Here is a 24,716-nt window from a genome sequence, read left to right on the forward strand (position 1 = left end):
AGGGGGGCTCGGCCGGTCGACGCGGCCGGCCACGACCCCTTCATCCGCCACCACAACCCCATCGCCCCGCCGGGCCGGCCGCTCCGCGTCACCCCTCGTACGCCCTGCGGCCTAGCGGCGATTCGTCGTAATTCGCCAGCAGGTCGGCGACGTCGTCATAGACGGCGATCGCCCCTTTCAGGCCCTCGTCGTCCCAGCCGCCGGAGCGGACGGCGATCACGGCCACGCCCGCCCGACCGGCCGCCTCGACGTCGTAGGGCGTGTCGCCGATCATCACCGCGCGGTCCGGGGCGAGCCCCGCCTTCTCCAGCGCCGCCGTGACGATGTGCGGGTCGGGCTTGGACTCCTCGGCGTCGTCCGACGACGTCGCCTCCTCGATCATGCCCTCGACGCCCGCGATCTTCAGGAGCTTCTCCAGCTCATCCCGCTTCGCCGAGCTGGCGGCGACCACCTTGAGGCCGTCGGCCTTCATGCGCTCCACCAACCCGCGCGCCCCTTCGATGCCCTTCAGGCCGGGGACGAACTCCTCCAGGAACAGCCGGGCGCGGTCCTGGTCGACGGCCTTCGCCCTCGGGTCGGCGTCATCGTCGATGCCGGCCACCTCCCGGAACATCTTGTCCCCCCCCTTGCCGATCCGCGAGCGGACCTCCTCGTAGGAGACCTCGATCCCCTGCCCGCGCAGGGCGCGGATCCACGCCTCGGCGTGCGCGTCGTTGCTGTCCACCAGGGTCCCGTCGACGTCGAGGAGGACGCCCTCATAGCGCGGCATGGCTTGGCTCCGGGGGGCTATGTTCCGTGGATGTACGATCCGACGCTCCCCCCTTCCGCAACCGCCGTGCCCGCGACCGGCCCGTCGCCCGGCGTCACGCGCGAGCCACGGCATTATTCCTGCATGCGACACCCGGGATACGCCGCCCCTCGGCCCCCCCCCGCGCCGGGACGCTTGGCCCACGCCCATTGTTTCGGAGCCCCCGCCATGATGGAAATCCGCGGGAAGTTCCTCGGCCACCCGCCGCACCAGATGCTGATCGTCTTCCCGCTTGGGTTGCTCGTCACCTCGGTGGTGTTCGACGGCATCTATGACTTCGGAGGTCGCCACGAGCGCTGGGCGGAGATCGCGTACTGGATGATCGTCTCGGGCCTGATCGGCGGGCTGGCGGCGGCCGTCCCGGGCTGGAACGACTGGTTCGCCATCCACGCAGGGACGCACGCGAAGGCCATCGGCCTATGGCATGGTTTGGGGAACGCCTTCGGCGTGCTGGATTTCTTCGGGGCTAGCTGGTTCTTCCGCCGGGAGTCGCCCGCGAGCCCGCCGGATCTCGCCCTGCTGCTCTCTGTGGTCGGCTTCCTCATCGGGGGCGTCACCGCCTGGCTCGGCGGCGAGCTTGTCGACCGCCTGGGGGTGGGCGTGGACCCCGGGGCGAACCTGAACGCCCCCAACTCGCTGGCCCAAAGTCCGCCGTTCGGGGGCGCCGCCGGGGACGCCTGACCACGCGCCCGGCGTCGCCCTTCCGAGCCCCGTCGGCGGCCGTCGTTCCCCGGAGGGCAAGAGATGCGGACGCGCGACAGCATCCAGGACGTCTGGGGGCCTCGCACCCCGTACGAGGGCGAGGGTCGGTGGCCGGCGCGAGTCGACCAGCGGATCGACGAGGAGCCCGACCGCTGGGTCCGGTCGTGCTGCGTGCTCTGCACGAACGGATGCGGCATGGACCTCGGCGTGAAGGACGGGCGGATCGTCGGCGTCCGCGGCCGGGCCGACGACCGGGTCAGCCGGGGCCGCCTCAGGCCGAAGGGGCTGAACGGGTGGCGGGCCAACGCCGCCGAGGACCGCCTGACGCACCCCCTCGTCCGCGAGGGGGCTAAGCCGGGCGGGCCGCTCCGCGATGCGTCGTGGGACGAGGCGATGGGCCGGGTCGTCGCCCGCTGCCGGGAGGCGCGCGAGAAATACACCTCCGGCGCGCTGGGCTTCTACAACTCGGGCCAGCTCTTCATCGAGGACTACTACACGCTGAGCGTGGTGGCCCACGGCGGCCTGGGGACCAAGCACCTCGACGGCAACACGCGGCTCTGCACCGCGACGGCCTCGTTCGCGCTCCGCGAGAGCTTCGGCAACGACGGCAACCCGGCCAGCGTGACCGACTACGACGTCGCCGACTGCATCGCCCACTTCGGGCACAACGTCGCGGCCACGCAGACCGTCGCCTGGATGCGCATCCTCGACCGCCGACGCGGGCCGAACCCGCCGAAGCTCGTCGTGGTCGACCCGAGGCGGACCGACACGGCGAAGGAGGCCGACGTCCACCTCGCCCCGCGCGCCGGGACGAACGTGGCCCTGATGAACGGCCTGCTGAACCTGATCATCGCCGACGGCCGCGTCGACGCCGACTTCATCCGGGATCACACCGTGGGATTCGAGCGGCTGCGGGACGTCGTCGCGAAGTATCCCCCCGATCGGGTGGAGTCGATCACGGGGATCCCGCCCGACCGCCTGCGCGAGGCGGCGACGGTCCTCGGCTCGGCGGATCGGCTGGTCTGCACCGTGCTCCAGGGGTTCTACCAGGCCAACGAGGCGACCGCCGCCGCCTGCCAGGTGAACAACCTCGTGCTGATCCGCGGCATGATCGGCAAGCCGGGCTGCGGGGTGATCCAGTCCAACGGCCAGCCGACCGCCCAGAACACCCGCGAGACCGGCTGCGACGGCGACTTCCCGGGCTTCCGCAACTGGCAGAATCCCGAACACGTCGCGGACCTCGCCCGAATCTGGAACGTCGAGCCCAGCACCATCCCCGCCTGGGGCCCCCCGACCCACGCCATGCAGATCTTCCGGCTGGCCGAGGAAGGGTCGATCAGGTTCCTCTGGATCGTCGGGACCAACCCCGCCGTCTCGCTGCCGGAGTTGCACCGAGTCCGGCGCGCCCTGGAGCAGGAGCGGCTGTTCGTCGTCGTCCAGGACGCCTTCCTCACCGAGACGGCCATGCTGGCCGACGTCGCCCTGCCGGCGGCCCTCTGGGGCGAGAAGACCGGGACGTTCACCAACTACGAGCGCACGGTCCACATCTCCCGCAAGGCGGTCGAGCCCCCCGGCGAGGCCAGGCCCGACATGGACATCTTCCTCGACTTCGCCCGCCGGATGGACTTCCGCGACAAGGACGGCGCGCCGCTCCTGAAATGGTCCGACCCCGAGGGTGCCTTCGAGGCGTGGAAGGCGTGCTCCAGGGGGATGCCGTGCGACTATACCGGCCTGAGCTACGCCAAGCTGGACGCCAGCCCCGGCATCCAGTGGCCGTGCAACGAGCGGCACCCCGAGGGCAAGGAACGCCTCTACGACGACTTCCATTTCCCGACCGGCTTCGACGACTGCGGCGACTTCGGCCACGACCTGGAGACCGGGGGCCACGTCGACCCGGTCGACTACAAGGCGAACGACCCCGCGGGCCGGGCCTGGCTCAAGGCGGCCGAGCACTTCCCCACGCACGAGGAGCCGGACGAGGACTACCCGTTCGTCCTGACCACCGGCCGGATCGTCCACCATTTCCATACCCGGACGAAGACCGGGAGGGTCCCCGAGCTGCAAGGCGCAGCGCCCGAGGCGACGGTGCAGATCCACGAGGAGGACGCCGAGCGCCTGGGGATCGCCGAGGGGGACATGGTGGAGATCACGTCGCGCCGGGCCTCGGCGCGGGCGAAGGCCCGGATCGGGGACATCCTCCCCGGGCACGTCTTCATGCCGTTCCATTACGGCTACTGGGACGACCCCGAGTCCGATCGATACGGGCCCGGCGACCATCCTCACGCGGCCAACGAGCTGACGATAACGACCTGGGACGTCGTCAGCAAGCAGCCCAACTTCAAGCACGCGGCGGTGAAGGTCGCCAGGGCCGTCGGGGAGTCGATCGTCGCGAAGGTCGTCGGCGCGGCGTCTCACGCGGCGGAACGGGTCTCGGAACTCGCCGACCTGGTGACGGGGGGCACCCACCCCGAGCCGAGGAGCCACCTCCCCGACTATCTCGGCCTGCTGAGGGACGCTCACGAGGAATTCGCCGCGGCCTGCGACTACCTCTCCTCGCAACACGGGCAGGAGGCCGAGATCCGCGAGGGCTCGAAGCTGATCGGCGAATTCTCGCGCGGGGCGGTCGAATCGCTGGGGCCCTTCCTCGACAAGTACGGCGAGCGGCCCGAGCCCGAGCCGCGCGAGCTGCGGCGCGTCCTCTTCCCGGAGCCGCGCGCCGGGGGCTTCGGCCTGCTCCGGGATCTCCACGCGCTCTACATCCTGGCGGCGGACGCCCACGTGGCGACGAAGGTCGTGGACGACGCCGCCCGGGAGCTTCGGGACGAGCCGCTGCACGAGCTTTGCCTGGACTTGCGCGGGCAGAACCAGCGTCAGCAGGCCTGGGTGGAGACCATGATCAAGGAGAGCGCCGCGCAGTCGGTGGCGGTGCCGTCATGACACACGGGCTTCGAGCAGGGCGAGGACGTCCGCCGGGCGGTGGGCGATCGCCCGCGCGCCGTGGGCTTGCAGCTCTTCCACGCTCCGGAAGCCCCACGCGGCCCCGACGGGGAACATCCCCGCGCGGGTCGCGGTGAGCATGTCGACCGACGTGTCGCCGAGGTACAGGACCTCCGCGGGCGCGACCCCCATGGCCGCCGCGGCCTCGATCGCCCCGGCCGGGTCGGGCTTGCGCGGCACGCCCTCGCGATGGCCGAACGCCGGCGACAGCGGCCACGCCGACAGGAATCGATCGACGCATTTCCGCGTGAACACATCGGGCTTGTTCGAAAGCACGCCCATCGGGATCGACCGCGCCCGCAGGGCGTCCAGCAGGTCGGCGACCCCCGGATACAGCCGCGTGGCGACGTCCCAGCCGGCGTCGTAGATCCGGCCGAACGCGGCGACGCAACGCGCGACGGTCTCCGGATCCTCGGAAGCCTCACGCGGCAAGGCGCGTTGGAACAGGACGGCCACGCCCTCGCCGATGAAATGGCGATACGCGTCGACGGGATGTGGCGGGAAGCCCCCCTCGCGCAGGGATTCGTTGGCCGATCGGCCGATGTCTTCCAGCGTGTCGAGGAGCGTCCCGTCGAGGTCGAACAGCGCCGCGCGGAGTGTCATGGGGGGGCCGAGCTTCCGGGGTGGGGCCGGCCCCCCTTCGCGTCGCGTCAGGCGAACTGGGGGACCTTCATGGTCTCGCCGTCCTTGAGGGCGGACTGGTGGGCGATCACGCCGGGGACGGTCATGTTGAGGGCCGAGGCCACGTCCACCAGCGGCTTGCGCTTCTCCAGGATGGCGGAGATGAACTCGTTGGTCAAGTGGCCGTGCGAGCCGCCGTGCCCCCCCGCGGCCACCTCCTTCGGGAGCGCGGGGCGAGTGAGGTCGGGGAGGTTCTTCTCGTCGCCGTGGTAGTTGTTCCCGATCATGTACCCGCGCTGGCCGTAGACGCGGCCGGTCTCGCTGCCGGGGACGTGGGTGTCCCAGCTCACGGCCATGCGCGACATCCCCCCCTCGGCCGTGCGGAACAGCGCGACCTCCGTGCCGAAGGGGTTGTCGTAGCGGTTGCTCCCGGGCTGGAACTTGTCGATGATGCTGGGCATCGCCATGCATGTCACGTCGACATACGGCAATCCCGTCACCGAGACGTAGTACGCCGTGGCGTGCGTGGGGTACCACATCGGCGGCAGGCCGACCCGCCAGTCGCGGTACGACGGGATCTGCTCGACGCTGTGGTGGTAGTACTCTCCCTCGCTGTAGACGAGCTTGCCGAAGGCGCCGGCCTTGTACGCCTCGCGCATGGCGTGCAGCTCGTCGTGGAAGGCCGACGTCTCGAACATCATGTACGTCAGGCCGCTCGACTTCACCGCGTCGTACAGCTCGTGCGCCTCGTCGATCGACCCGAACACCGCCGGCACCGCCGAGGCGACGTGCTTGCCGTGCTTCAGCGCCGTCACGGCGTGCTTGGCGTGGCTGGGGGCGTCGGTCGCGATGAAGACGGCCTCGATGGAGTCGTCCTTGACCAGCTCCTCGAGCGACGGATACGTCTTCTCGCAGCGGCAGACCTGGGCCAGCTCGGCGCAGCGATCCGGGAACAGGTCGCTGACGGCCGCGACGGTGACGTTGGGATGGTCCTGGAAGCCGAACGCCGCGCCGAACTTGCAGACGCCGTAGCCGATGATCCCGACCCGGATCTTCCGGTCCGAGATCGGCCGCCACACCTTGTCCGACTTCGCCGTCGTCCGGACCCCCTCCGCCCCCAGGATCTCCGCCCCCGGCGCCTGCTGCGCCCGCGCCGACCGCCCCATCGCGGCGAACCCCATCGAACCGACCCCGACCGTCCCCAGGAAATCACGTCGCGAAGGCATGGCAGTCTCCTTGTCCATCGTGCGGCGGAACGTCGCCCTCGGCACGATCGTAAGACAAGGTTCCAACAATTTCCAGCGGCCGTCCGCGTCACGCTCTCCGTCAAATGTCGTAGGACTGTGCGGATAGGCATGGGCTGGGGAGGCGAAGCCGTGGACGGGCCGGACGACCGACTGGAGGCGACGTTGCTGGGCACGGCCCTGGGAGACGCGCTGGGGCTGCCGTGCGAGGGGATGTCGGCGCGGGCCATCGCGCGACGGTTCGGGCCGGTCGACCGCTTCCGCCTGCTGGGACGGGCGGGGTTCGTCTCGGACGACACGGAGCAATCGGCGCTGATGGCGCAGAGCCTGGCGCGGCATCCGCGCGACGTGGAGGCATGCGTCCGCGACTTCCGCCGGGCGCTGCTCGGCTGGTTCTGCCGCCTCCCCTGGGGCGTCGGCCTGGCGACGGTGAAGGCGTGCCTGCGCATCGCCGCGGGGGTCTCCCCCTCGGGGGTGATGTCGGCCGGCAACGGGGCGGCGATGCGCTCGGCGATCGTCGGCGTGTTCCATCGCGACCGGCCCGACGAGCGCCGCGCCTTCGCGAGGGCGCTGGCCGAGGTGACGCACCGCGACCCGAGGGCCGTCGAGGGGGCCGTCTTCGTCGCCGAGGTCGCCGCCCTGGCGGCGCGACCGGGGCTAGCCCGGCCCGCGCCGGATTTGCTGAGGGAGGCGCGCGGCGTGGTCGAGGACGCGCAACTCGGTCGCGCGATCGACGAGGGGCTGGCGATGGCGGCCTCGGATCACGCCACGCTCGACGCCGCGGGGGCGTGCGGGACGTCGGGCTTCGTCGTCCACACGCTGGCGTTCGCGAGCTTCGCGTTCGCCCGCTTCGGCGACGACCCGATGCGAGCGCTAACGGAGACGATCTCCGCGGGGGGCGACACCGACAGCATCGCCGCGATCGTCGGAGCGTGGTCGGGCGCGCGCTCCGGGGCCGCCTGGCTGCCGACCGAACTGATCGGCCGCATCCACGACGGCCCCTTCGGCCCCGGCCATCTGAAGGGCCTCGCGCGGTCGCTGCGGGCCGCCGACGATGGCGCGCCCGCCGATCCGCCGCGCTACTCGGCCGCCGCGGCGATGGGCCGCAACCTGGCCCTCTACCCCGTCGTCCTGGCCCACGGATTCCGGCGGCTCGCGCCCTTCTGATTCATCCAACGGCCTCGTTCAGTAGTCCGTCAGCCCGATCCTGGCCGGGACGGTGAACTGGCCGGGGCGGGACTTGACGACCTCGCGGAGCCATTTCTCGGGGTAGCCGGTCTCTTGGGCCTCGCCGTCGGAGTCCTTGACGTAGCCGTCGAGGTGCCTCGTCAGGATCGTCTCGGCCAGGCCACGCCAGTCGCGGAAGACCCCCTCGGCGGTGGAGACGCTGAACGAGGTCAGGAACGACCGCGCGAGCGCCGGGTCGGTCGCGGCGAGCTTCGCGGCGGATTCCTCGACGACCGGCTGCATCTTGAGGATGGCCTCCTCCCGCCTCGCTTGCGCGGCCTGAACATCCGGGAAGACGTGGGACCAGCGGTCATAGGCCAGGTTGGAGACCAGGTTCATGATCCAGAAGGCGGAATCCCAGGAAAACTTCCCGTACTCCCCCGCGACGTACGGCGCCGGCAGGGCGTCGATGGAGCAGTAGAGCGGCGTGAAGCACGACGTCGAGGCGTCGTCCGGGGTGAACCAGGTCACGCCGCCCACGGCGTCCGGCAGGCTCGCGCGGCTCTGGTGGACGACGGTGAACCCGGCGTGCGGCGACGAGATCGGACGCTCCCACATATATTCCTCGCCGTCGACGTGGAAGACCAGCGGGCGCAGGCGGAACGGGCTGCCGAACGCGCCGGCGTCGATCCCCTTCGTCATGTCGTAGGGCGTCCCCTCGTAGTGGTCGCGCATCAGGTTCATGACGTCGCGGACGGCGAGCGGCTCGTCGGGCTTGATGAACAGCGGGTAGTCCTCCGCGCCCTCCTCGCCGCGAAACCAGGCGTCGGAGAAGTTGGCCGAGGGCGCGGCGCGACGGTAGACGCTCCACACCCGCCCCGCGCACGCGCGCCGGGCCGACGGCCCGTGGTCGGGGTGGTAGGCGTCGCGATAGCTGAACGGCCTGCCGAGGCTCGGGTCATAATACCCCTTCTCCACGGCGAACGAGATCACGTCCGGGGCGTACAGCCAGTTCTCGGGATCGTCGAGCGGGAACGTGGTGATCCGGCTCATGTTCGCATGGGCCGTGATGCAATCGTCGGGCACGCGGGCGGCAACCCAGACGATGCCCTTCTGGCCGGGGCCCTTGTTGATCAACTCCATGATCCAGGCCTCGTCCTTGTCGGCGATCGAGAACGTCTCGGCGCCGCTGCCGTAGCCGTGCTCGCGGCAGAGAGAATCGACCAGCGCGATCGCCTCGCGCGCCGACTTCGCGCGCTGGAGGACCAGCATCATGAGCGCGTCGTAGTCGAGCAGGCCCTTGCGGTCGCGCAGCTCGCGACGCCCGCCGGTGGTCGTCTCGCCCATCGAGACCTGATGCTCGTTGATCAGCCCGACCACGGAATGCGTCCGCGACGCCTGCGGGACGCGGCCCCGGACCTCGTCCGACTCCCACCCCTTGACCTCGACCGTCTCCCCTTCCTTGTGCTCGCCGCCGGGGATGCGCAACAGACGCGGCATGATCGTGATGTCGGACGAGTACGTCACCATGACCGACCCGTCCCGCGACGCCTTCCGACCCACCACGATGTTCGTGCAGGCCGAAGCCCCGCCCGCCGCCGTCATCGCGACGACCGCCCACATCACGACCTTCCGAAGCCCCGCCATGAATCCACCCCTCATGATACGACCATCCCCCGACCGGGCCGCTGCCCGCATGCGCGACGATCGAGGATATGGCCGCCTACGCCCGCGGCACAACCCCGGGCGCGGGTGATCTCGCCCCCTTTCGTGGCGCTTCACCCCCGGGCCGACCCGCCCGGCGGCGACAGCCCCGGCAGGCCGTCGATGCTGGCGGCGTTCTTGCGGCGGCGGTAGTCGGCCATGCCGTCGGGGCCGCTCTTGTGGGCGAAGTCGATCAGGCCCGAGCGGTCGCCGCGGTGCTCGTAGATGGGCACGCCGAGGCCGCAGGAGTCGGAGACGCGGTCGACGTCCAGCACGATCACCGCGCGAGCGCCGGGGAGGTCGGGGAAGTGGGGCGACAGCTCGGCCCAGTCGGCGTCCGCCGGCTCCACCACGCGGCCCCGACCGTGGAGCCGGAGGACGACCGGCCGGGCGTCGAACGAGCAGAACATGACGACCAACCGACCGTTCTCGCGCAGGTGCGCGATCGTCTCGACGCCGCTACCCGTCAGGTCGAGGTACGCCACCCGATGCGACCCCAGGACGCGGAACGTGTCGAGCCCCTTCGGCGAGATGTTCAGCCGGCCGTCCAGGTCGGTCGGCGCGGTCGCCACGAAGAACAGGTGCTGGCGCCCGATGAAATTCGCCAGCCGATCGTCGATGCCGTCGTAGACCCTTCCCATGCGGTCCCCTCGAATTCGATGCGATTCACCCGTTCGGCCGCATCGCCGGCGGCACGAGCGACGGCGTCCGGAAGCTGTAACGATCGCCGAGCTGCATCCGTGTCATGTAGACGATCTCCTGCGCGTGGCCGGCCAGGTGCATGAGCGTCTGGAATACGATGCTGAGCACGGTCGCCTGGACGTCCTCCCCGCCCCGCTGGACCGACCGCTCCTCCGCGAGCGCCTCGGGCGCGAGCGAGCCCAGCCGCGCGTCGGCCGCGCCGACCGATTCGTCGAAGCGCCTCAACAGCTCGCCCTTCGGGATCGCCTCGCGGTGCGTGAACTCGCCGAAGCGGTCGCGGACGTCGGCCCGGCCCGCGACGTTCACCTCGAACCGCTGGCGCAGGTTGCCCGCCAGGTGGAGCACCAGGTTGCCGATGCTGTTCATCCCCTCTCCTGGCCGCCACCAGATCTGGGCTTCGTCGAGCTGCCCTAGGCAGTGACGGACCAGTTGGGCGACGTCGTCGAGCCGCGAGCGGGCTTCGATCAGGAATGCTCGGCCGGTACCCGGCCCGTTCGTCCGCGCCGCCACGTCTCCCCCCTTCCCTTCATCCGTCAGAAGATCCCGGAGCGACGCCACGGCAGTCGGCCCTCGGGGCTCCCCCGACCGCAGAGATCTTCGATCAGATCCTCGATGCCGATGGCCAGGACGTCCGGCCGCGTCGCCAGGTCTGCCAGCACGCGGCGGGCCTTCTCCTCCTCGGGCTCGCCCGCCAGTCGGCCGACCGCGGCCCGAAGACGCTCCTCGACCCAACCGGGCTTCAGGGTCGAGCGCAGGAAGGCCGCGTTCGGTTCCATCCAGGGGCCGTCGACCGACGAGTCGACGCGTTCGACGGGGAACGTCCCGCCCCGTCGGCTCAGCTCCTCGAACAACGGGTCCTCATACGGGAAGTATATCAATCCCGAGACGTACTCGACCGCCGCGACGGCTCGCCCGGGCGTCTCGAACGGCCACCACCGGGTCCAGATCGACTCGACGACCGGCGCAACATGGCCCAGGGTGTTCAGCCGGCCGATCCACCCCCACGGCAGCGGCCAGTGGCACGGCTCGACCCCGTCGAACCCGCGTTCGGCGTCGATCCGTTCGAGCATGACGTCGCGAAACCAGACGAGGACGTCCTCACGGCGCTCCTCGTCCATCATCGTATCCAATGCGCCGCCGTGCTGGAGCGACCAGCCGAAATCGGCGTCTCCTTGCGTGCAGGGGACGCCGTCGAAAAGGGTTCGACGCCAGAACATCAGGCAGGCGGGGAAGAGATAGTCGAAGACCTCGGGCTGGAGCGGGACGTAAGCGAGGTCGTGGAGGAAGTACCAGAGATCCCCGGGCTCGATCCGGTCCAACGGCATGGCCGCGACCCGGCGCAGGTCGGCGTCGAGCCCGTCGAATTGACGTTGCCACACGTGACGAGGCGGCGCGGGGTTGCCGAAGATCGCGCAGACCCGCTCCCAGCCGGCCGGGACGTCGGGCCGCGGCCGCCGATGCTTCCGGCTCATAAAACCGCCCGCAGGCGCAGCCGCAGCAGGAAGTCGTCCAGCGCGTCTCGGGCCGTCGGTTGCTCGGGGAGCCGGCTCGACGCGCCGGCGGCTTCCAGCTCGGCGCGCAGGCGTTCGTACTCGCGATGGTGGAACGAGGCGTCGGCGTCGTCGAGCGTCTCGCCCTCGCGGCCGGCGACCTTCCGCGCGATCAGGTCGTCGACATGCGACAGCCGGGCCGACTCGTTCAGCCGGGGCAGGTTGGCCTCGACCTCGCCGGTACGCATCAGGTGGATGCCCGTCAGCAACACCCGATAGATGTAGAGGAGCGGCTTGATCCGTCGCGGGCTCTCCTGGTCGAACAGCCGCCACTGGGTCGCGGCGAACCCCAGGTAGTGATGATGGTGGAACCGCGTGACGCAATCGCGCGCGATCGCCTTCAACTCCTCGTGCTCGGGCGTCGTCCGGACGACCAGCGGCGAGTGCAGTTGCTCCAGGACGTAGCCCTTCTTCTTGAGCATCAGCCGGAAGAACTTGAGGGCGTCGTGCGTCACCAGGTCGAGTTCGAAGCCGTCGTCCTCCAACCGCTCCACCTCGATCGTCCACGGCCCCGGGTCGAGGCCCATCACGCGCGAGGCCGGCAGGACGTGGCAGCCGCGCAGGTCGTAATCCGAGTCGGCCGAGGTGAACCCGTACAGGTGCGCCCCGCTGATCGTGGCGAACAGGAGCGGGAAGGGGTGGCCGTCGGCCGCGTCCTCCAGCCGCCTCCGGGCGTCGTCGTCGCTCATAGCAGGTCCCTCACGCGGTCCAGATCGGCCTGGACGGCCCGCAGCGCGGCGACGGCGCGGTCGGGGTCGACCACGCAGGCGTCGAGGCGGCCGTAGTGTTCCTCCAGGCATCGCATGAGCAAGTCCTTGATCTTCGCCTCGTCGGGTCCGGCGGGGAGCTTGCTCTCGGCCCAGGCTCGTTCGAGCTGCTTCTCCTTCTCGTCGAACCACGAGCGTAGCCGGTCCTCGGTCCACTCGCCGCGGCGGATCGCCTTCAGCCGCTCGTTGTCGCGCTGGAGGTCTATGTCCCCCTCGGTCAGGATCTGCTCGACCTCGCCGATCAGCCGGACGACGTGATAGGCGAACTTCACATCATAGCCGTGCTCCGCCACGATCTCGGCCCGCTTCCCCTCCGGGCGCTTCGTGGCGATCTTGTGAAGTTGCGAGTACGCGTATCCCTTGAACTTCGCCCATGCCCCCTTGTGCAAAAACACCCGGCGCTCCGCGCGGACCATCCCGCCCACGCGGGTCGCGTGCAGCACGCAGTTGATCGGCGTGAACAGCGAGTCGAGCACGTTGGGATTGTTTTGCATGGCCAGGTCGAAGAAGCGGACGATCCCGAAGATGGTCACGTCGTACATCCGGCCGGTCCCGCCCAGGGCGTCGTCGTCGGCGACGTGGTGTTCCTGGAAGACCTCGAACCGCTTGCGGGGCGAGCCGAAGCCGGGGATCTCGCCTCGGAGGTGGGGGAAGACGTCGTCCTTCGGCGGGATGGCCCAGCCGTACACGTCCACGTCGCTGGTGTCCGACGACACCCCATAGGCGACGCTCCCCATGATCGTCTCGTACTGGACGTTCCCCGGCAGCCATCGCGGCGGGCGGAGCAGCTTGCGGTCGGTCAGTCGCTGGATCGTGCTCACGGCCCCCTCCCGTCGGCTCGCTTCGAATGAAGGACGGACGCCCGGGGCGCCGGCGAGGTTCATCCCCGGGCGCGGGTCAGTCGCCCAGGCCCAGGGCGCGCAGCTCCTCGTCGAGGGCGTCGAGGTCCCAGGCCTCGATGACGGAGTCGCCGCCGCCGACGGCCAGGCGGCGGCCGTCGGGGTCGAACGCCAGCACCGGCGCGGGGCCGCCGCCCTCCCAGGGGAGCCGGATCGAGGGCCGGGGGGCGTCCGGGCGGGAGACGTCCCAGAGCCGGACGGCCCCCGGCAGGGAGCCCACGGCCAGGCGGCCGTCGGGGGCGAACGCCAGGGCGGTCGCGTGCGTCTCCGGGTCGTCGGCGACGGGCTCGACGCGGCCGACCCTCGCGAGCCGATCCGCGTCGAACAGCGTGACGACGCCGGAGCGGTCCAGCACCGCCAGCAACGAGCCGTCCGGGCTCGTCGCGAACGTGTAGGCCCCGTCCGGCGGGTCGTCGGCCCAGGCCCGCGATTCGGCCCGGACGCCGTCCGCCGAGCGCGACAGCTCCCAGGCCCGCACCCGGACGGACGACGGGGAACCCACGACGAGGTAGAGCCGATCGCCCGCCAGCGCCACCTGGAGGACGCGGGCCGCCGGGGGGGGCTCCGGGGGGCCGCCGCCGGGGGGGGGCCCGTCCGGGCGCCCGCCGCGACGGCCGCGGCGCCCCTCGCCGGGCCTCGGCTCGGGGGGGCCGACGGGGCCGCGATGGTCGTCCGGCGGGACGACGAGGGTCGGCGCGTCCGGGCGGTCGGCGTCCCACAGATAAACGGAGGGGCCGCGGGCGAGGGCCATCGTCGCGCCGTCGTCGATGTCGCGGGCGAGGAGCGGCCAGGAGCCCCCCTGGGACCACGGCGGCATCGGCGGGAGTTCGACGCGCGAGGGGCTGGCGTCGGGGGCGAGCCCGGCGGGGTGGATCTCCAGGCCGTCGGCGTCGTGGACGATCAGGTCGCCGGTCGGGGTGAACGCCGCGCCCGACGGTCGGGGGAAGACGAACCGGGCGGGCTCGCGGCCGGCGGGCCGGCCGGACGCGGGCTCGGACGACGCCGCGGGACGCGAGCCCTCCTCGCCCGTCGGCCCGGCGGGATCGGGCGGGGGGGGCGAGGCCGAGGCCACGCGGAACGGGGGACGGCCGCCGGCCGAGGGGGAGGACGTCGCGTCCCAGGCCCAGACGTCGCCGGCGAAGTCCGACACCGCCAGCAGGCCGTCGCCGCGGAACGTGGCCGAGAACGGCCGATCCGCCAGGCCCACGGCCGTCGCGCGGACGCGGGGCTCGCGGATCCGCCAGATCGAGGTCGTCGCCCCGCCGGCCGCGAGCGTCCGGCCGTCGGCAGAGAACGCCACGTCGGAGACCGGGTCGGCGCAGGGGAGGACGGCGACCACGCGGAACGACGCGGCGTCCCACAGCTCCACCTTCGCGGCCGGCTGCATCATCCCGCCCCAGGTGGTCGCCGCCAGCAGCGCGCCGGTCGGGTCGAACTGGAGCCGCGACACGGCCCCCCGCGACGACATGCTGGTGACGAACGCGTTGGCGTCCGGCCTCGCCAGGTTCCAGAGCTGGATCGTCCCCTGCGAGGCCGCCGCCAGCCTGCCGCCGGCCCCGATCGCCAGGGCGCGGACGTCGGCCGGCGCCTCGATCGAGCGGGACTCGCGGCCGCCCTCGGCGTCGATGACGCGGATGGTGGTCTCGTCCGGGAACGCCACGGCCAGCGACTTGCCGTCCGGGGCGAAGGCGACGCTGGGCTGGGGCCAGGCGGGGCGGGCCTCGGCCCCCAGGTTCGCCACGCGGGGGGGGGCGTCGGGCCGCTCCAGATCCCAGAGGACCAGCCGGCACTCGCCCCGGCCGCGATCCCCGGGCGCGGCGCGCTCGGCGTCGACCTCCAGCGCGGCCAGCCGCTTCCCGGTCGGCTCGCCGAAGACCGAGGCGACGCGGCCCGCGGTCGGCTTCAGCTCGCGCGTCGGCATCCCGGTCGAGGCGTCGACCAGCAGGATCGCGCCCCCGCCTCGGGGGACGACGGCCAGGCTCGCGCCGCAGGATGCCAGGCGGTCGCCCGATCGCCCCCCCGCCCGCCGCCCACCGCCGCCCGTCCCCTCGTCGCGGTCGTCGCCGCGGGGGGGGAGGGTCAGGGAGAGGGCGTCGCCGCGACGGCCGGAGGCCAGATCCCAGGAGGCCAGCTCCTCGCCGCCGCCGTATTCCTCCCCGCGGGCCGCCAGCGCGACCAGCCGCGTCCCCCCCTGGCCCAGCACCACGTCGCGCGTCGGGCCGGTGGGCAGGTCCAGCCGGGGCTCGAAGTCGCGGAGGACCAGGAACTCGGCCGCCTCGTCGCGAAGTTTGGCCTTCGTCTCCGCGTCGGGCCGGAGCGCCGCAGCCCGCTTCAGGAGGTCGAGCCCGGCGGCGCGACGGTCGGGGGCGTCGGTGCGGCGGACCAGCTCGGCGTGCCGCCAGAGTTCCATCCGCCGCGCCCCCTCCGACTCGCGCACGGCCTCCTCGGTCCGGGCGAGGGCCTCGTCGGCGCGGACCAGGGCCGCGGCCTTGAGCTGGAGTGCCGCGTCCTTGGCGTCGCGCTCGCGGACGACGCGATGGTAGGCGAAGCCCGCCACGGCCAGGATGATGACGCACGCCGCGGCCGAGACCGAGCTGATGCCCGGATGCCGCCGCATCACCCGCCAGGCGCGGCCGATCGGGCTGATCCGCCGCGCCTTGACCGGCTCGCGGTTGAGGAACCGCTCCAGGTCGTCGGCCTGCTCGCGGGCCGTCGCGTAGCGGTCCGAGGGCCGCTTCGCCAGGCTCTTGAGGACGATCGTCTCCAGGTCGCGCGGGATCCTCGGGTCGATGGAGCGCGGGGCGACCGGCTCGCGGCCGGCGATCTGGTCGAGCAGCTCCGCGGCGGTCTCGCCGTCGAACGGCGGGCGCAGGGTCAGCAGCTCGTACAGGGTCGCGCCCAGGCTGTAGACGTCGGTGCGGGCGTCGACGACGCCGGTGCGGCCCTGCTCCGGGCTCATGTAGCGAGGGGTGCCGATCATCCCGTCGTGGTGGGTCAGGCCGGGGTCGGCCAGGCGACGGGCCAGGCCGAAGTCGGCGACCCAGATGGAGCCCTCGGCGTCGATCAGCAGGTTCGAGGGCTTGACGTCGCGGTGGATGACCCCGTGCTGATGCGCGTGCGCCAGCGCCTCGGCCGCCTGCATGCCGACGGTCGCCGCCCAGCGATGGTAGGACGAGCCGCGCGGGGGCTCGAACGGGGGCTCGGCGTCCTCGGCCGCGCGGGTCGCCAGCCGCGGCGACGCCAGCAGCGCCCGGCCGCCGGTCCCGGGCCAGGCCGGCGTGGGGTCCTCGCCCGTCGCGGTCGCGGAGGGCGCCGATCGCGACCAGGAGCGCCGCCAGGAGAGGAGCGAGGGGCTCCGCCCCCACGCCCCCCGGGAGAACCATCGCGACGACGAGCCCCAGCGCGCGGCCAGCTCGGCGGACGACCGACCGCCGCCGGCGCCCCGCTCGGACCGCAGCCACCGGATCACCCGGTCCAGGCCGCTCCCCTCGATGCGCTGCATGGCGTAGTAGCAGAGCCCGCCCACCTGCCCGACGTCGAACACCGGGACGATGTGGGTGTGGTGCAGCCCGGCCGCCACGCGGGCCTCGTTGAGGAACCGGCGCCGGGCCGAGGAGTCCGGCGCGGCGAGCGTCCCCAGCACCTTCAGCGCGACCGGGCGGTCGAGGCCGACGTGGACCGCCTCGTACACCGTCCCCATGCCGCCGCGGCCCAGCTCGCGGACGATCCGATAGCCGGCGATCCGGCGGCCCGACTCCAGGTTCCGCCCCGGGCCGCCCCCGCCGGACGAGCCGCTCGCCCCCCCCACCAGGCCGTGGACCAGCTCCAGCCCCTCCAGCGCCGCGAGGACGTCCGGCTCGATGTCGCCGCAGCGGGCGGCGAACTCCTCGGCGGGTGGGGCCTCGCCGCGCTCGGCCAGCTCGAGGTAGGCCTCGATCGCCTCGCCCAGTCGCTCGTCGTCGTCCAGGGGGGCGACGTCGGGAGTCTCGTCAGCCGGCCGGCCCGTCGTCATACTTCAAGGTCCCGCCCGGGGGCCCCTCCAGCGATCGTTTCAGCCGCTTCAGGCCGCGCGCCCAGACGCCGCGCGCCGATTTCCGCGTGACCCCCGTCCGCTCGCCGATGGCCTCGAACGAGAGCCCCTCGGCGTGGTAGAGCCAGAGGACGTCGGCCTCGGCCACCGGCAGCCCGGCCAGGGCGTCGGCCAGCAGGACGATCAGCTCGCGGCGGCTGGCGACCTCGCTGGGGCTGGTCTGGCTGAGGGCCAGGACGTCGAGCAGCCGCCCGCCGCCCCCCTCCCCCGCGTCGCCCCCGCCCCCCCCGCCCCCCTCCCAGGGGGCGTCGAGCGGGACCGGCGCCACGCCGCCCGCGCGCTTGGTCCGGCTGTGGTACCGGCCCAGGTCGGCCAGCTTCTGCCCGACCAGCCGCCGCAGCCAGCCCACCAGCGCCGCCTCGTTCTGGCCGGTGAACTGGGGGAACTGGCGCACCACCTCCACCAGCGCCTCCTGGACCACGTCGGACAGCTCCAGCCGCTCACGCAGCCGGGGGCCCAGCCCGGTCCTGACGACCATGCGCAGGTAGTTGCGGTACAGCGCGCACAGCTCGCCCAGCGCCTCCGCCTCGCCGGCGCGCGCCCTGGCCAGCAGCTCGATCGGCCCCTCGGCCATGAACCACGCCCCTCTCCGTCCTCACTCTAGATAGGCGACGACCGGCCCCCGATCGGACCTCCGCCCCGGGGAAAACGCCCCGATTCCATCATGCGACCGCGCCGGGCCCGGGGCAAGGCGCGGCGGGGGGACGGATCGCGGCGTCGGGGAGGCCCGCGCTACTCCGGCTTGGCGAGGGTCGGCATGTTGAAGTCGGACGTGAACGTGAGGGTGACGCCGCCCCCCTTGGCGAGCTTGATCGTGTTGTCGAGCAGGCGCATGGCCAGGGGGTCGCCCTGGCGGCTGTTCAGCACGGCGACCTCGGAGGCGGACCAGTCGTAGTCGATCACGCGGATCGTGATCGGGTCGCCGTACTTCCAGACGACGGGCTGCGAGAACGTGTAGTCCCAGATGGGGCGCGTGGTGTTGGCGACGACCGGCGAGGGGCCGTAGGTCGCGCCGGCGACCTCCAGCGTGACCCCCAGGTCCGGGCCGCCGCCGGACAGGTACTTCCCGGCGGACGCCGGCACCGTCCCTCGACGCAGCGTGACGCGATAACCGTTGGGGACCGAGACCTTGTCCCACCAGTCGAGGTACGCCCTGGCGGACGCGGCGAAGCGGCCGTCGGCGTGGTCGCGGAGGTAGTCGCGCAGGCGACGCGCGACCTCGGCCGCGTCGTCGGGGCGGGCAGCCGCGTAGTCGTGGGCCTGGCGGTAGGCGTGAGCGTCCCACTCGCGGAGGATCCGGTCCTTCGCCTCCAGCGCCTCGCTGACGTAGCGGCCGCCGGCCTGGTGGGCCTTCAGGTATTCCTGGTACTTGTCGATCCGCGCGGCGAAGCTCGTCGGCTGTCGCTTCGAAAATTCGCGGGCGCGGGCGATGTCGCGGTCGTCCAGCCGCTTGAGGTAGTCGTCCAGGCGGTCGCGCACCTCCTGGCGATACGGGCTCTCCGGGTGCTCGTCCAGGAACTTCCGGGCGCGCTCGATCAGGTCCGCGAGCGAGGCGTTCGGCAGCGCCTCGGCGCGGGCCAGGTCGTCCACGACGCGGCGCTCGACGGCCGTGCGGCGGGTCTCCAGCTCGGCCTTGAGGCCCTGGGCGAGCTTCAGCGCCTCGGGCCGCTTCGACGAGTCGGGGAACTCGCGGAGGAAGCCGTCCAGCGCGGTCAACCCCTTGCTGGGCTCGTCGATCGCCTCCAGCGAGTTCGCCTGGGAGTAGACTTCCTTCCAGCGCTCGTCGTGGCGGATCTGCTCGCGGGACTTCTCGACCTCGCGGATGGCCGGGGCGAGCCGCGGCGCCTGCGCCCGCGCGGCCTCCAGCTTGGCCTCCAGGTCCGGGACGACCGAGCCGGCGGCCACCTGCGCGCCGCTGGCCTTCACGGTCCATTCGGCCTTCTTGTCGGCGGCCTCGCGAGCGAACCTCGGCAGGATGTAGGGCATCGTCGGGTGGTTCGCCAGCAGCTCCGACCACCGCGCGGCCACGGCCGTCGCCGTGTTGCCCGCGTCGCGCTCGAAGGCCGTCGCCCGCGCGTAGCCCAGCAGATCGTAGCCGAGCGTCAGCCCCGCCAGGGCCGCGACGCTCGCCGCGACGATCCCCAGCCGCCGCAGCTTCTTCTTGCGTTCGAGCCGGGCCAGGCGATCACGAAACTCGTACGTCCGGTTCGAACGCGGATAGCGCTTCTCGTAGGCGGCCAGGCAGCGGTGCAGCCGCGGCAGGTCGTCGGCCGCGAGGCTCCACAGCAGCTCCATCTGCGAGCGGTCGCGGACCTCCAGCTGCTCGGCGACCCACCCCAGCGGCCCTTCCAGGCCCATCGGGCGGATCTCCGACGGCGGCCGGTTGCCGTCGGCGCCCGGCCCGAACGCGCTGACGGCGAAGATGACGCCGTCGGGCGCGTGCTGGCGGAGGGCGTGGCGGGTCATGCCGTACTGGCGGTCGACCAGGTCCTCGACGAACGCCTCGTCGGCCACCGACCCCCGCTCCTCGCGCGCGAGGACTCGGTCGAACTTCATGAGCAGCAGGGCGACGGGTCGGTCGGTGCTGATGTCCTCGGACTTCTCGATGTACCGCTCCAGGAGGTTCTCGACCTCCTGCTGGCGGCGTCGACGTTCCGCGGGGTCGGCGGAGCCCTCGGGGTCGAGGCAGAGGAACACGGCGTCGCAGCCGGCGAAGAACTCCTGAATCGGCTCGTCGCTCCCCAGCGTGACGTGCTCGCCCTGGTAGTCCTTGACGATCAGCTCGAACCGCGCCGGGCCGTGATAGAGCCGCAGGTGTAGCTCGGTCTCCGAGAGCGTGCCGCCGGTGGCCTCGCCGGACTCGATCGCGGCGATCTTCTCGGCGAGGTACTCGGCCGTGGGGGGGTCGGCCGCCGCCAGGCGCACGCCCGGCACCAGCCCCCCCGCCGCCTGGCGGTAGAACATCGCCAGCAGCGTCGTCTTGCCCACGTTCCGATGCCCGAAGAGCGCGATTTTCTTGGGCCCGGTCAGCCGGGCCTCCAGGGCGTCCAGTCGCGCGTTGCGTCGATTCGACACGCTCCGTCCCCGCTCCTGTCAGGAACCGCCGACGATCGCGGGCGTCCGTGCCCGGAAGTCCGAAATGCCGATCCCCCTACTCATCGACCCGCCGCCGTCGCCCGCTTCAGGCCGACCGTCGAGTCGTCGCCCGGCGGAACAGCCGGGCCATGCCGGTGAACGGCCGCAGCATTGTACGGAGGGGGAAGCCCAGGAGGATCAAGAGCGCCCCGCACGCGACCACCCCGGCGACGACCACGCCGAGCTTGCGGAAGACCGGGAAGTCGATGCCGCGAGCGGCCAGCGCCTCGCCGATGCTCGTCTCCAGGCCCGACACCACCCCGCCGCCGACGGCCCCCGCCAGCGTCACGCCGGCGCGGGCGAATTCGCGGACGGCGTACTCGGTGGCCCGGCCGGCGCCGTCCACGAAGGCGTCCGGGTTGGCGTAGAACGCCGCCAGGACGCCCGCCGCGGCCAGCTTCTTCTTGTGCGGGAGGACCTGGGTCGTCATGAACTCCCAGCCCCCCCGTCCCGTCTTGCGCAGGACGCCCAGGGTCTCGGGGCCCTCGCGGACGATGACCTCGGCCACGTCGTCGCCGAACGCGCGGACGGCCGTCAGCCCCTCGGGCCCGAGCTGTCGGACCATCCGCTCGGCGTCTTGCGGGTAGCGCCTCGCCAGCCGAGCGGCGGACTCGCCCATCTCGACGACCACGCGCTTCTCGGTCGCCTTCAGCGCGGAGAACGTCCGCAGGGCGTCGGGATCGCGGCCGACGAGCTGGCCGAAGCGGGTCTCCAGGAGCAGCTCGCTGGGGTTGTCGACCCGACGCGCCGCGAGGCCCAGCTCGTCCGAGCGCTTCGCGACCTGCTCCAGGCTCTCCTCGGCGCCGGCGGCGAACAGCTTGCCGGCGGCGCGGGCCTCGACGGCCGCGGCGTCGCCGCCGCGCGCCACGGCCTTGCCGCCGCGCGCCTCGGCGATGATCGCCCGGACGACCTCGTCGAGCCACGAGAACGCCCCGGCCCGCGCCGAGCCCGGCGCGAGCATCAGCGCCGCCGCCGACACGACCACCCATCCGGCCCTGGTGAGGGGATGCATCATTCCGGTCCTTCCGCCCGCGAGAGGGTATGTCGAGGGTGATTCGCCCGCGACCATCTCCTTATTGTATCGCCCGATCGCGGCCCGACGGTGAGGAGCGGCGGAATTGAGGCCTTATTCTCGATTTCGGCGACATGGAGCCGCGAAGCCCGGCGGGCGGGGCGCACACGAGGGGCGCCCCACTCGCCGGCCGACGCCAGGCGAGATCACCTGGGCAAAACTTCCAGCGTGCCGCTGTAGCGGAGGGAGCGGCCGTTGGCGGCGGGGAAGGTCGTCTTGTCGTCCGCGGTCGAGGTTTCGAGCCAGTACATGCAGGCCTCGTCGAACTGGACGGAGAAGACGCCCTGGTCGTCGGCCTTGACCTGGATCTCCTCCTGGGCGTCGCGATACCGGATGCCGCCGCGGACGATCTCGACCTCCAGCCCCGCGCCCGGCTTGCCGTCGACGATCAGCTTGAACGTGGCGGACTCGCCCGCGTAGAGGTCGTTCGGGTGCGTGACGGGGATCAGCTCGATCCCCTCGCCGACCGCCTTGAGGGCGTCGACCGTCGGCGGGCCGTTGGTGACGAACGTCTCGACGCGGCCGACGGCCTCCGTGACCTTGAGATCCTTCGCCCCGGCGGGGACCTTGGAGGCGAAACCCTCCTTGGCCCCGCGATAGAACTTGCGCCCGCCGTCCTCCTCCCACGTCGCCAGGATGTTCGACGTCAGCGCCGCGATCCGGTACGTCCCCTTCTGGGGGAGGGCGACGTCGAACACGCTCCGATAGCGCAGCGTCGCCTGATTCTCCGCGGCGAGCTTCGACCCGTCGGGGGCCGTGATGCTCAGCCCGGCCAGCGGCAGGGCGTGGTGGTTGAAGAAGAAGACGTCGTTGGAGATCGCCGCGTCCACCGTGATCGAGGGATTCGGCCCGGTCAGGACGGTCTCGGAGGGGAGCAGCCACATCTTGTGGGCGCTCGCCGACATGGGCGCCGTCAACACGAGGAGGGACGCGAGCAACGACTTGCGGAGCATGGAGAAACCTCTCGGAGTCCGGGATTCGATGTTGTCGAGGATCTTCAAGGGGCGACGGTCAGCGTGATCTTGCCGAGTTCCTTCTTCCCCTGGGCCTGGAACGCGCCGGCCTCCCGGGGGGGCCAGGTGAACGGGATCTCCAGGATCTCGCGGTCGCCGACCTCGCGGACCGCCTCGACGACCAGGGTCAACTCCCCGGCGGGGAGCTTCGCGAGCTGGTCGGCGTCGATCTTCACGGTCCGCTCGCCGGTGGGGGGCGTGGGCCCGGTGACCGCGTCGACCGGGATCTGCTGGTTGCGCCCCGAGCGCCGCCACCACTGCCGCAGGTCGGGGAGCCACTTCGTCCCGGCCTCGTCGCCGGTGTCCTTCACCTGATACCAGACGGCCAGGTCGACCACATCCTTCCCCCCCGGCCCCTGGACCCACGCGGCCACGTAGGGACGGTGATACTCCGCGACGTTCAGCCGGGGGATCTCGACCTTCAGCCCCAGCTTGCCGCCGTCCGCGGCCATCTCCTCGGCCGGCAGCGACGGAGCGAGGGCCAGGGTCAGGGCCGTCGCCAGCGCCAGGGCCGTCCCCGGGGTCGCGAAGGGTCGGATTCGATTCATCAGTTCAGGCTCCTCGGCGACGGTGAATCAGGGATGCGCGCCCATCAGAGCGGCGATCAGGAAGGGGATGACGAGCCCCAGGGCCACGACGGGCCAGGTCATGGACCGATGCCGCGCGTGGAAGTAGAGCAGATAGAGCCCCGTCAGGCAGAAGACGAGCGTCCCCACGGCGAAGACGTCGATGAACCACTTCCAGGCGGCCCCGGTGTTCCGCCCCTTGTGCAGGTCGTTGAGGTAGGCGATCCAGCCGCGGTCGGTCCCCTCGAACTCCACGCGGCCCGTCTCCCGGTCGATCGACACCCAGGCGTCGCTCCCCGGGCCGGGCATCGAGAGGTAGACCTCGTCCTCCGACCACTCCGGGGCGCGCGCCGGGACCGGCCGGCGGATCTTCGCCCGTAGCCAGTCGGCCACCTCCGCCGGCAGCGCCGCGGGCCCGTCGCTCGTCGTCGCCGACCCGTTCAGCGCCCGCAACAGCTCGGGCGGCAGGTCGTCGCTCACCTTCGCGACCGTCGGCTTGCTCTCGATCTGGCTCGCGTGGTTCAGCGTGATGCCCGTGATCGAGAACAGCCCCATCCCCACCAGGCAGACCGCCGAGCTGACCCAGTGCCACTGGATCATCGTCCGATACCACGCCCCGCGATGCTTCCGGTCTCGACTCACGACGGTTCGCTTCACCCATGACAATGAGACTGAGTCTCAATTCCACGCAACACGAGGAGGAATTGTCCCACGCCCGCGAAGGCTGTGTCAATATCCCGGGGTGGTCGGGAGATGGCTTTCGACCAGGACGGATTGGGGCCGCGAGGCGCGTCGAGGAGGGTACCCCGGAGCGGTCATCGTAGGGGCACCCCTCGTGGTTGCCCTGCCCGACGGCCGACGCCAGGCTTGCCAAGGCGTGGTTTCAAAACGCGGTCGAGCGCCGAACGGGGCGGCCGGGCCGCTCGGACCTTGCGGGCGCGGATGACGCAAGCGGCCAGCGAATGGAACGCCTGAGCGTCCTCGGGTCGCCGCTCGTGGCACGGGACGAGGCGACGAACCACGAGAAGCAAGCGTGCGCGCGCTCGACCATGTATCGGGTCCGGCCCAGGCCGCCGCCGGGAGCCGCACCGCCAGGAGGGTCGCCCGCGTCAGCCATGGCAGCGGCACGACCGGTTCTTAGCCGCTGACCATGCCGCGCGGGCGTGTCAGCCGCCCTTCTTGGCCCTTGATGCCTTCGGGGCGGTCCTGCGCGGCTGGGCGGCGGCACCCTGATTGGTCACCGGCAGGAATTCGAGCTGGTTGCCCAGAAGCTCGATGTAGGAAGCCCGAGGCTTCTTCCGGACCTTGACGCGATAGACCGACGCTCCGCCGGGACCGAGGGGGCCCCGCAGTTCCTCGATGCGGCCTACTTGTCCCGCAAGGTCCTTTATGCGCACGCGGTCGCCAAGATTAAACGAAGTTGTCACCATGACTTGCGCCTTCTTCGCCATCTCAGCCCTCCCTTCCTCACGGCTTCCAGGGGCGTTTTTTGAGCAGCCCTACTAATTCATTGTACATAACATCATCGAGCGAAGTCGCTAGAGCGGTTTCTCGTCGACTGTAGTGGTTGACGCGGTTATCTTCGTGGGGCTATGGAGGGCCCCGCCTTGAAAGCCTACTCGACCGACCTCCGCGAGCGGGTCGCCGCGGCCTGCGACGCGGGCGACGCGACCCGCGAG

General features: G+C 71.8%; 20 protein-coding genes. 3 read left to right on the forward strand and 17 right to left on the reverse strand.

Annotated features, from left to right (window positions below):
• Positions 1-88: 88 nt before the first annotated feature.
• Complete coding sequence (locus tag WG209_RS22310; RefSeq protein ID WP_337177308.1) at positions 89-769, reverse strand: HAD family hydrolase; 681 nt, start codon at positions 767-769, stop codon at positions 89-91.
• Positions 770-976: 207 nt separating this feature from the next.
• Here WG209_RS22310 and WG209_RS22315 point away from each other — a divergent pair, with 207 nt between their 5' ends.
• On the forward strand, positions 977-1,489 hold the full coding sequence (locus WG209_RS22315; RefSeq protein WP_337177309.1) for a DUF2231 domain-containing protein: 513 nt from the start codon (positions 977-979) through the stop codon (positions 1,487-1,489).
• Positions 1,490-1,552: 63 nt separating this feature from the next.
• On the forward strand, positions 1,553-4,447 hold the full coding sequence (locus tag WG209_RS22320) for a nitrate reductase (protein ID WP_337177310.1): 2,895 nt from the start codon (positions 1,553-1,555) through the stop codon (positions 4,445-4,447).
• Here WG209_RS22320 and WG209_RS22325 read toward each other — a convergent pair.
• Positions 4,442-5,110 carry an HAD family hydrolase gene (locus WG209_RS22325; protein ID WP_337177311.1) on the reverse strand — a complete coding sequence of 223 codons (669 nt, stop codon included), beginning with the start codon at positions 5,108-5,110 and terminating at the stop codon, positions 4,442-4,444. The two genes, WG209_RS22320 and WG209_RS22325, sit on opposite strands and share 6 nt — an antisense overlap.
• A 47-nt stretch (positions 5,111-5,157) precedes the next feature.
• Entirely contained in the window at positions 5,158-6,354 is a 1,197-nt protein-coding gene (locus WG209_RS22330; RefSeq protein WP_337177312.1) for a Gfo/Idh/MocA family oxidoreductase, read from the reverse strand.
• A 150-nt stretch (positions 6,355-6,504) separates the two neighbouring features.
• Between WG209_RS22330 and WG209_RS22335 the strand changes: the two genes are divergently transcribed.
• On the forward strand, positions 6,505-7,539 hold the full coding sequence (locus WG209_RS22335) for an ADP-ribosylglycohydrolase family protein (RefSeq protein WP_337177313.1): 1,035 nt from the start codon (positions 6,505-6,507) through the stop codon (positions 7,537-7,539).
• A gap of 18 nt (positions 7,540-7,557) precedes the next feature.
• Here WG209_RS22335 and WG209_RS22340 read toward each other — a convergent pair whose 3' ends face one another.
• The 14 genes from WG209_RS22340 to WG209_RS22405 form a co-directional block, all read right to left on the reverse strand.
• Positions 7,558-9,201, reverse strand: a complete 1,644-nt coding sequence (locus WG209_RS22340) for a C69 family dipeptidase (RefSeq protein WP_337177314.1) — start codon at positions 9,199-9,201, stop codon at positions 7,558-7,560.
• Between the two features lie 116 nt (positions 9,202-9,317).
• Positions 9,318-9,884, reverse strand: a complete 567-nt coding sequence (locus WG209_RS22345) for a pyridoxamine 5'-phosphate oxidase family protein (protein ID WP_337177315.1) — start codon at positions 9,882-9,884, stop codon at positions 9,318-9,320.
• 25 nt (positions 9,885-9,909) lie between these two features.
• A complete protein-coding gene (locus WG209_RS22350; protein WP_337177316.1) occupies positions 9,910-10,455 on the reverse strand; it encodes a DUF1572 family protein in 546 nt (181 codons plus the stop codon).
• 23 nt (positions 10,456-10,478) lie between these two features.
• Positions 10,479-11,417, reverse strand: a complete 939-nt coding sequence (locus WG209_RS22355) for a hypothetical protein (protein WP_337177317.1) — start codon at positions 11,415-11,417, stop codon at positions 10,479-10,481.
• Positions 11,414-12,184 carry a nucleotidyltransferase domain-containing protein gene (locus tag WG209_RS22360; RefSeq protein ID WP_337177318.1) on the reverse strand — a complete coding sequence of 257 codons (771 nt, stop codon included), beginning with the start codon at positions 12,182-12,184 and terminating at the stop codon, positions 11,414-11,416. The genes WG209_RS22355 and WG209_RS22360 overlap by 4 nt, the downstream gene beginning before the upstream one ends.
• Positions 12,181-13,083, reverse strand: coding sequence for a nucleotidyltransferase domain-containing protein (locus tag WG209_RS22365; protein WP_337177319.1), 903 nt, complete (start codon positions 13,081-13,083; stop codon positions 12,181-12,183). The genes WG209_RS22360 and WG209_RS22365 overlap by 4 nt, the downstream gene beginning before the upstream one ends.
• A gap of 76 nt (positions 13,084-13,159) precedes the next feature.
• The gene (locus tag WG209_RS22370; RefSeq protein WP_337177320.1) at positions 13,160-17,173 is read right to left on the reverse strand and encodes a serine/threonine-protein kinase; all 4,014 of its coding nucleotides are present in this window, start codon (positions 17,171-17,173) and stop codon (positions 13,160-13,162) included.
• Positions 17,151-17,825, reverse strand: coding sequence for a sigma-70 family RNA polymerase sigma factor (locus WG209_RS22375; RefSeq protein ID WP_337177321.1), 675 nt, complete (start codon positions 17,823-17,825; stop codon positions 17,151-17,153). Before WG209_RS22375 ends, WG209_RS22370 begins: the two co-directional genes overlap by 23 nt.
• 158 nt (positions 17,826-17,983) lie before the next feature.
• Positions 17,984-20,326, reverse strand: coding sequence for a hypothetical protein (locus tag WG209_RS22380; protein ID WP_337177322.1), 2,343 nt, complete (start codon positions 20,324-20,326; stop codon positions 17,984-17,986).
• Between the two features lie 106 nt (positions 20,327-20,432).
• Positions 20,433-21,401, reverse strand: coding sequence for a hypothetical protein (locus tag WG209_RS22385; protein WP_337177323.1), 969 nt, complete (start codon positions 21,399-21,401; stop codon positions 20,433-20,435).
• A gap of 203 nt (positions 21,402-21,604) precedes the next feature.
• On the reverse strand, positions 21,605-22,411 hold the full coding sequence (locus tag WG209_RS22390) for a DUF4198 domain-containing protein (protein ID WP_337177324.1): 807 nt from the start codon (positions 22,409-22,411) through the stop codon (positions 21,605-21,607).
• Between the two features lie 44 nt (positions 22,412-22,455).
• Positions 22,456-23,019, reverse strand: coding sequence for a DUF2271 domain-containing protein (locus WG209_RS22395; RefSeq protein ID WP_337177325.1), 564 nt, complete (start codon positions 23,017-23,019; stop codon positions 22,456-22,458).
• Between the two features lie 27 nt (positions 23,020-23,046).
• A complete protein-coding gene (locus tag WG209_RS22400; protein ID WP_337177326.1) occupies positions 23,047-23,679 on the reverse strand; it encodes a PepSY-associated TM helix domain-containing protein in 633 nt (210 codons plus the stop codon).
• A gap of 524 nt (positions 23,680-24,203) precedes the next feature.
• On the reverse strand, positions 24,204-24,488 hold the full coding sequence (locus WG209_RS22405) for a hypothetical protein (RefSeq protein WP_337177327.1): 285 nt from the start codon (positions 24,486-24,488) through the stop codon (positions 24,204-24,206).
• Between the last annotated feature and the right edge of the window lie 228 nt (positions 24,489-24,716).

The organism is Paludisphaera sp., from assembly GCF_037189885.1.
Classification (GTDB): domain Bacteria; phylum Planctomycetota; class Planctomycetia; order Isosphaerales; family Isosphaeraceae; genus Paludisphaera.

Coding starts and splice junctions, on each gene's coding strand:
- WG209_RS22310 (WP_337177308.1), bottom strand. CDS start 769: ATGCCGCGCTATGAGGGCGTCCTCCTCGACGTCGACGGGACCCTGGTG.
- WG209_RS22370 (WP_337177320.1), bottom strand. CDS start 17,173: ATGACGACGGGCCGGCCGGCTGACGAGACTCCCGACGTCGCCCCCCTG.
- WG209_RS22345 (WP_337177315.1), bottom strand. CDS start 9,884: ATGGGAAGGGTCTACGACGGCATCGACGATCGGCTGGCGAATTTCATC.
- WG209_RS22360 (WP_337177318.1), bottom strand. CDS start 12,184: ATGAGCGACGACGACGCCCGGAGGCGGCTGGAGGACGCGGCCGACGGC.
- WG209_RS22375 (WP_337177321.1), bottom strand. CDS start 17,825: ATGGCCGAGGGGCCGATCGAGCTGCTGGCCAGGGCGCGCGCCGGCGAG.
- WG209_RS22320 (WP_337177310.1), top strand. CDS start 1,553: ATGCGGACGCGCGACAGCATCCAGGACGTCTGGGGGCCTCGCACCCCG.
- WG209_RS22355 (WP_337177317.1), bottom strand. CDS start 11,417: ATGAGCCGGAAGCATCGGCGGCCGCGGCCCGACGTCCCGGCCGGCTGG.
- WG209_RS22325 (WP_337177311.1), bottom strand. CDS start 5,110: ATGACACTCCGCGCGGCGCTGTTCGACCTCGACGGGACGCTCCTCGAC.
- WG209_RS22385 (WP_337177323.1), bottom strand. CDS start 21,401: ATGATGCATCCCCTCACCAGGGCCGGATGGGTGGTCGTGTCGGCGGCG.
- WG209_RS22405 (WP_337177327.1), bottom strand. CDS start 24,488: ATGGCGAAGAAGGCGCAAGTCATGGTGACAACTTCGTTTAATCTTGGC.
- WG209_RS22390 (WP_337177324.1), bottom strand. CDS start 22,411: ATGCTCCGCAAGTCGTTGCTCGCGTCCCTCCTCGTGTTGACGGCGCCC.
- WG209_RS22340 (WP_337177314.1), bottom strand. CDS start 9,201: ATGAGGGGTGGATTCATGGCGGGGCTTCGGAAGGTCGTGATGTGGGCG.
- WG209_RS22395 (WP_337177325.1), bottom strand. CDS start 23,019: ATGAATCGAATCCGACCCTTCGCGACCCCGGGGACGGCCCTGGCGCTG.
- WG209_RS22330 (WP_337177312.1), bottom strand. CDS start 6,354: ATGCCTTCGCGACGTGATTTCCTGGGGACGGTCGGGGTCGGTTCGATG.
- WG209_RS22315 (WP_337177309.1), top strand. CDS start 977: ATGATGGAAATCCGCGGGAAGTTCCTCGGCCACCCGCCGCACCAGATG.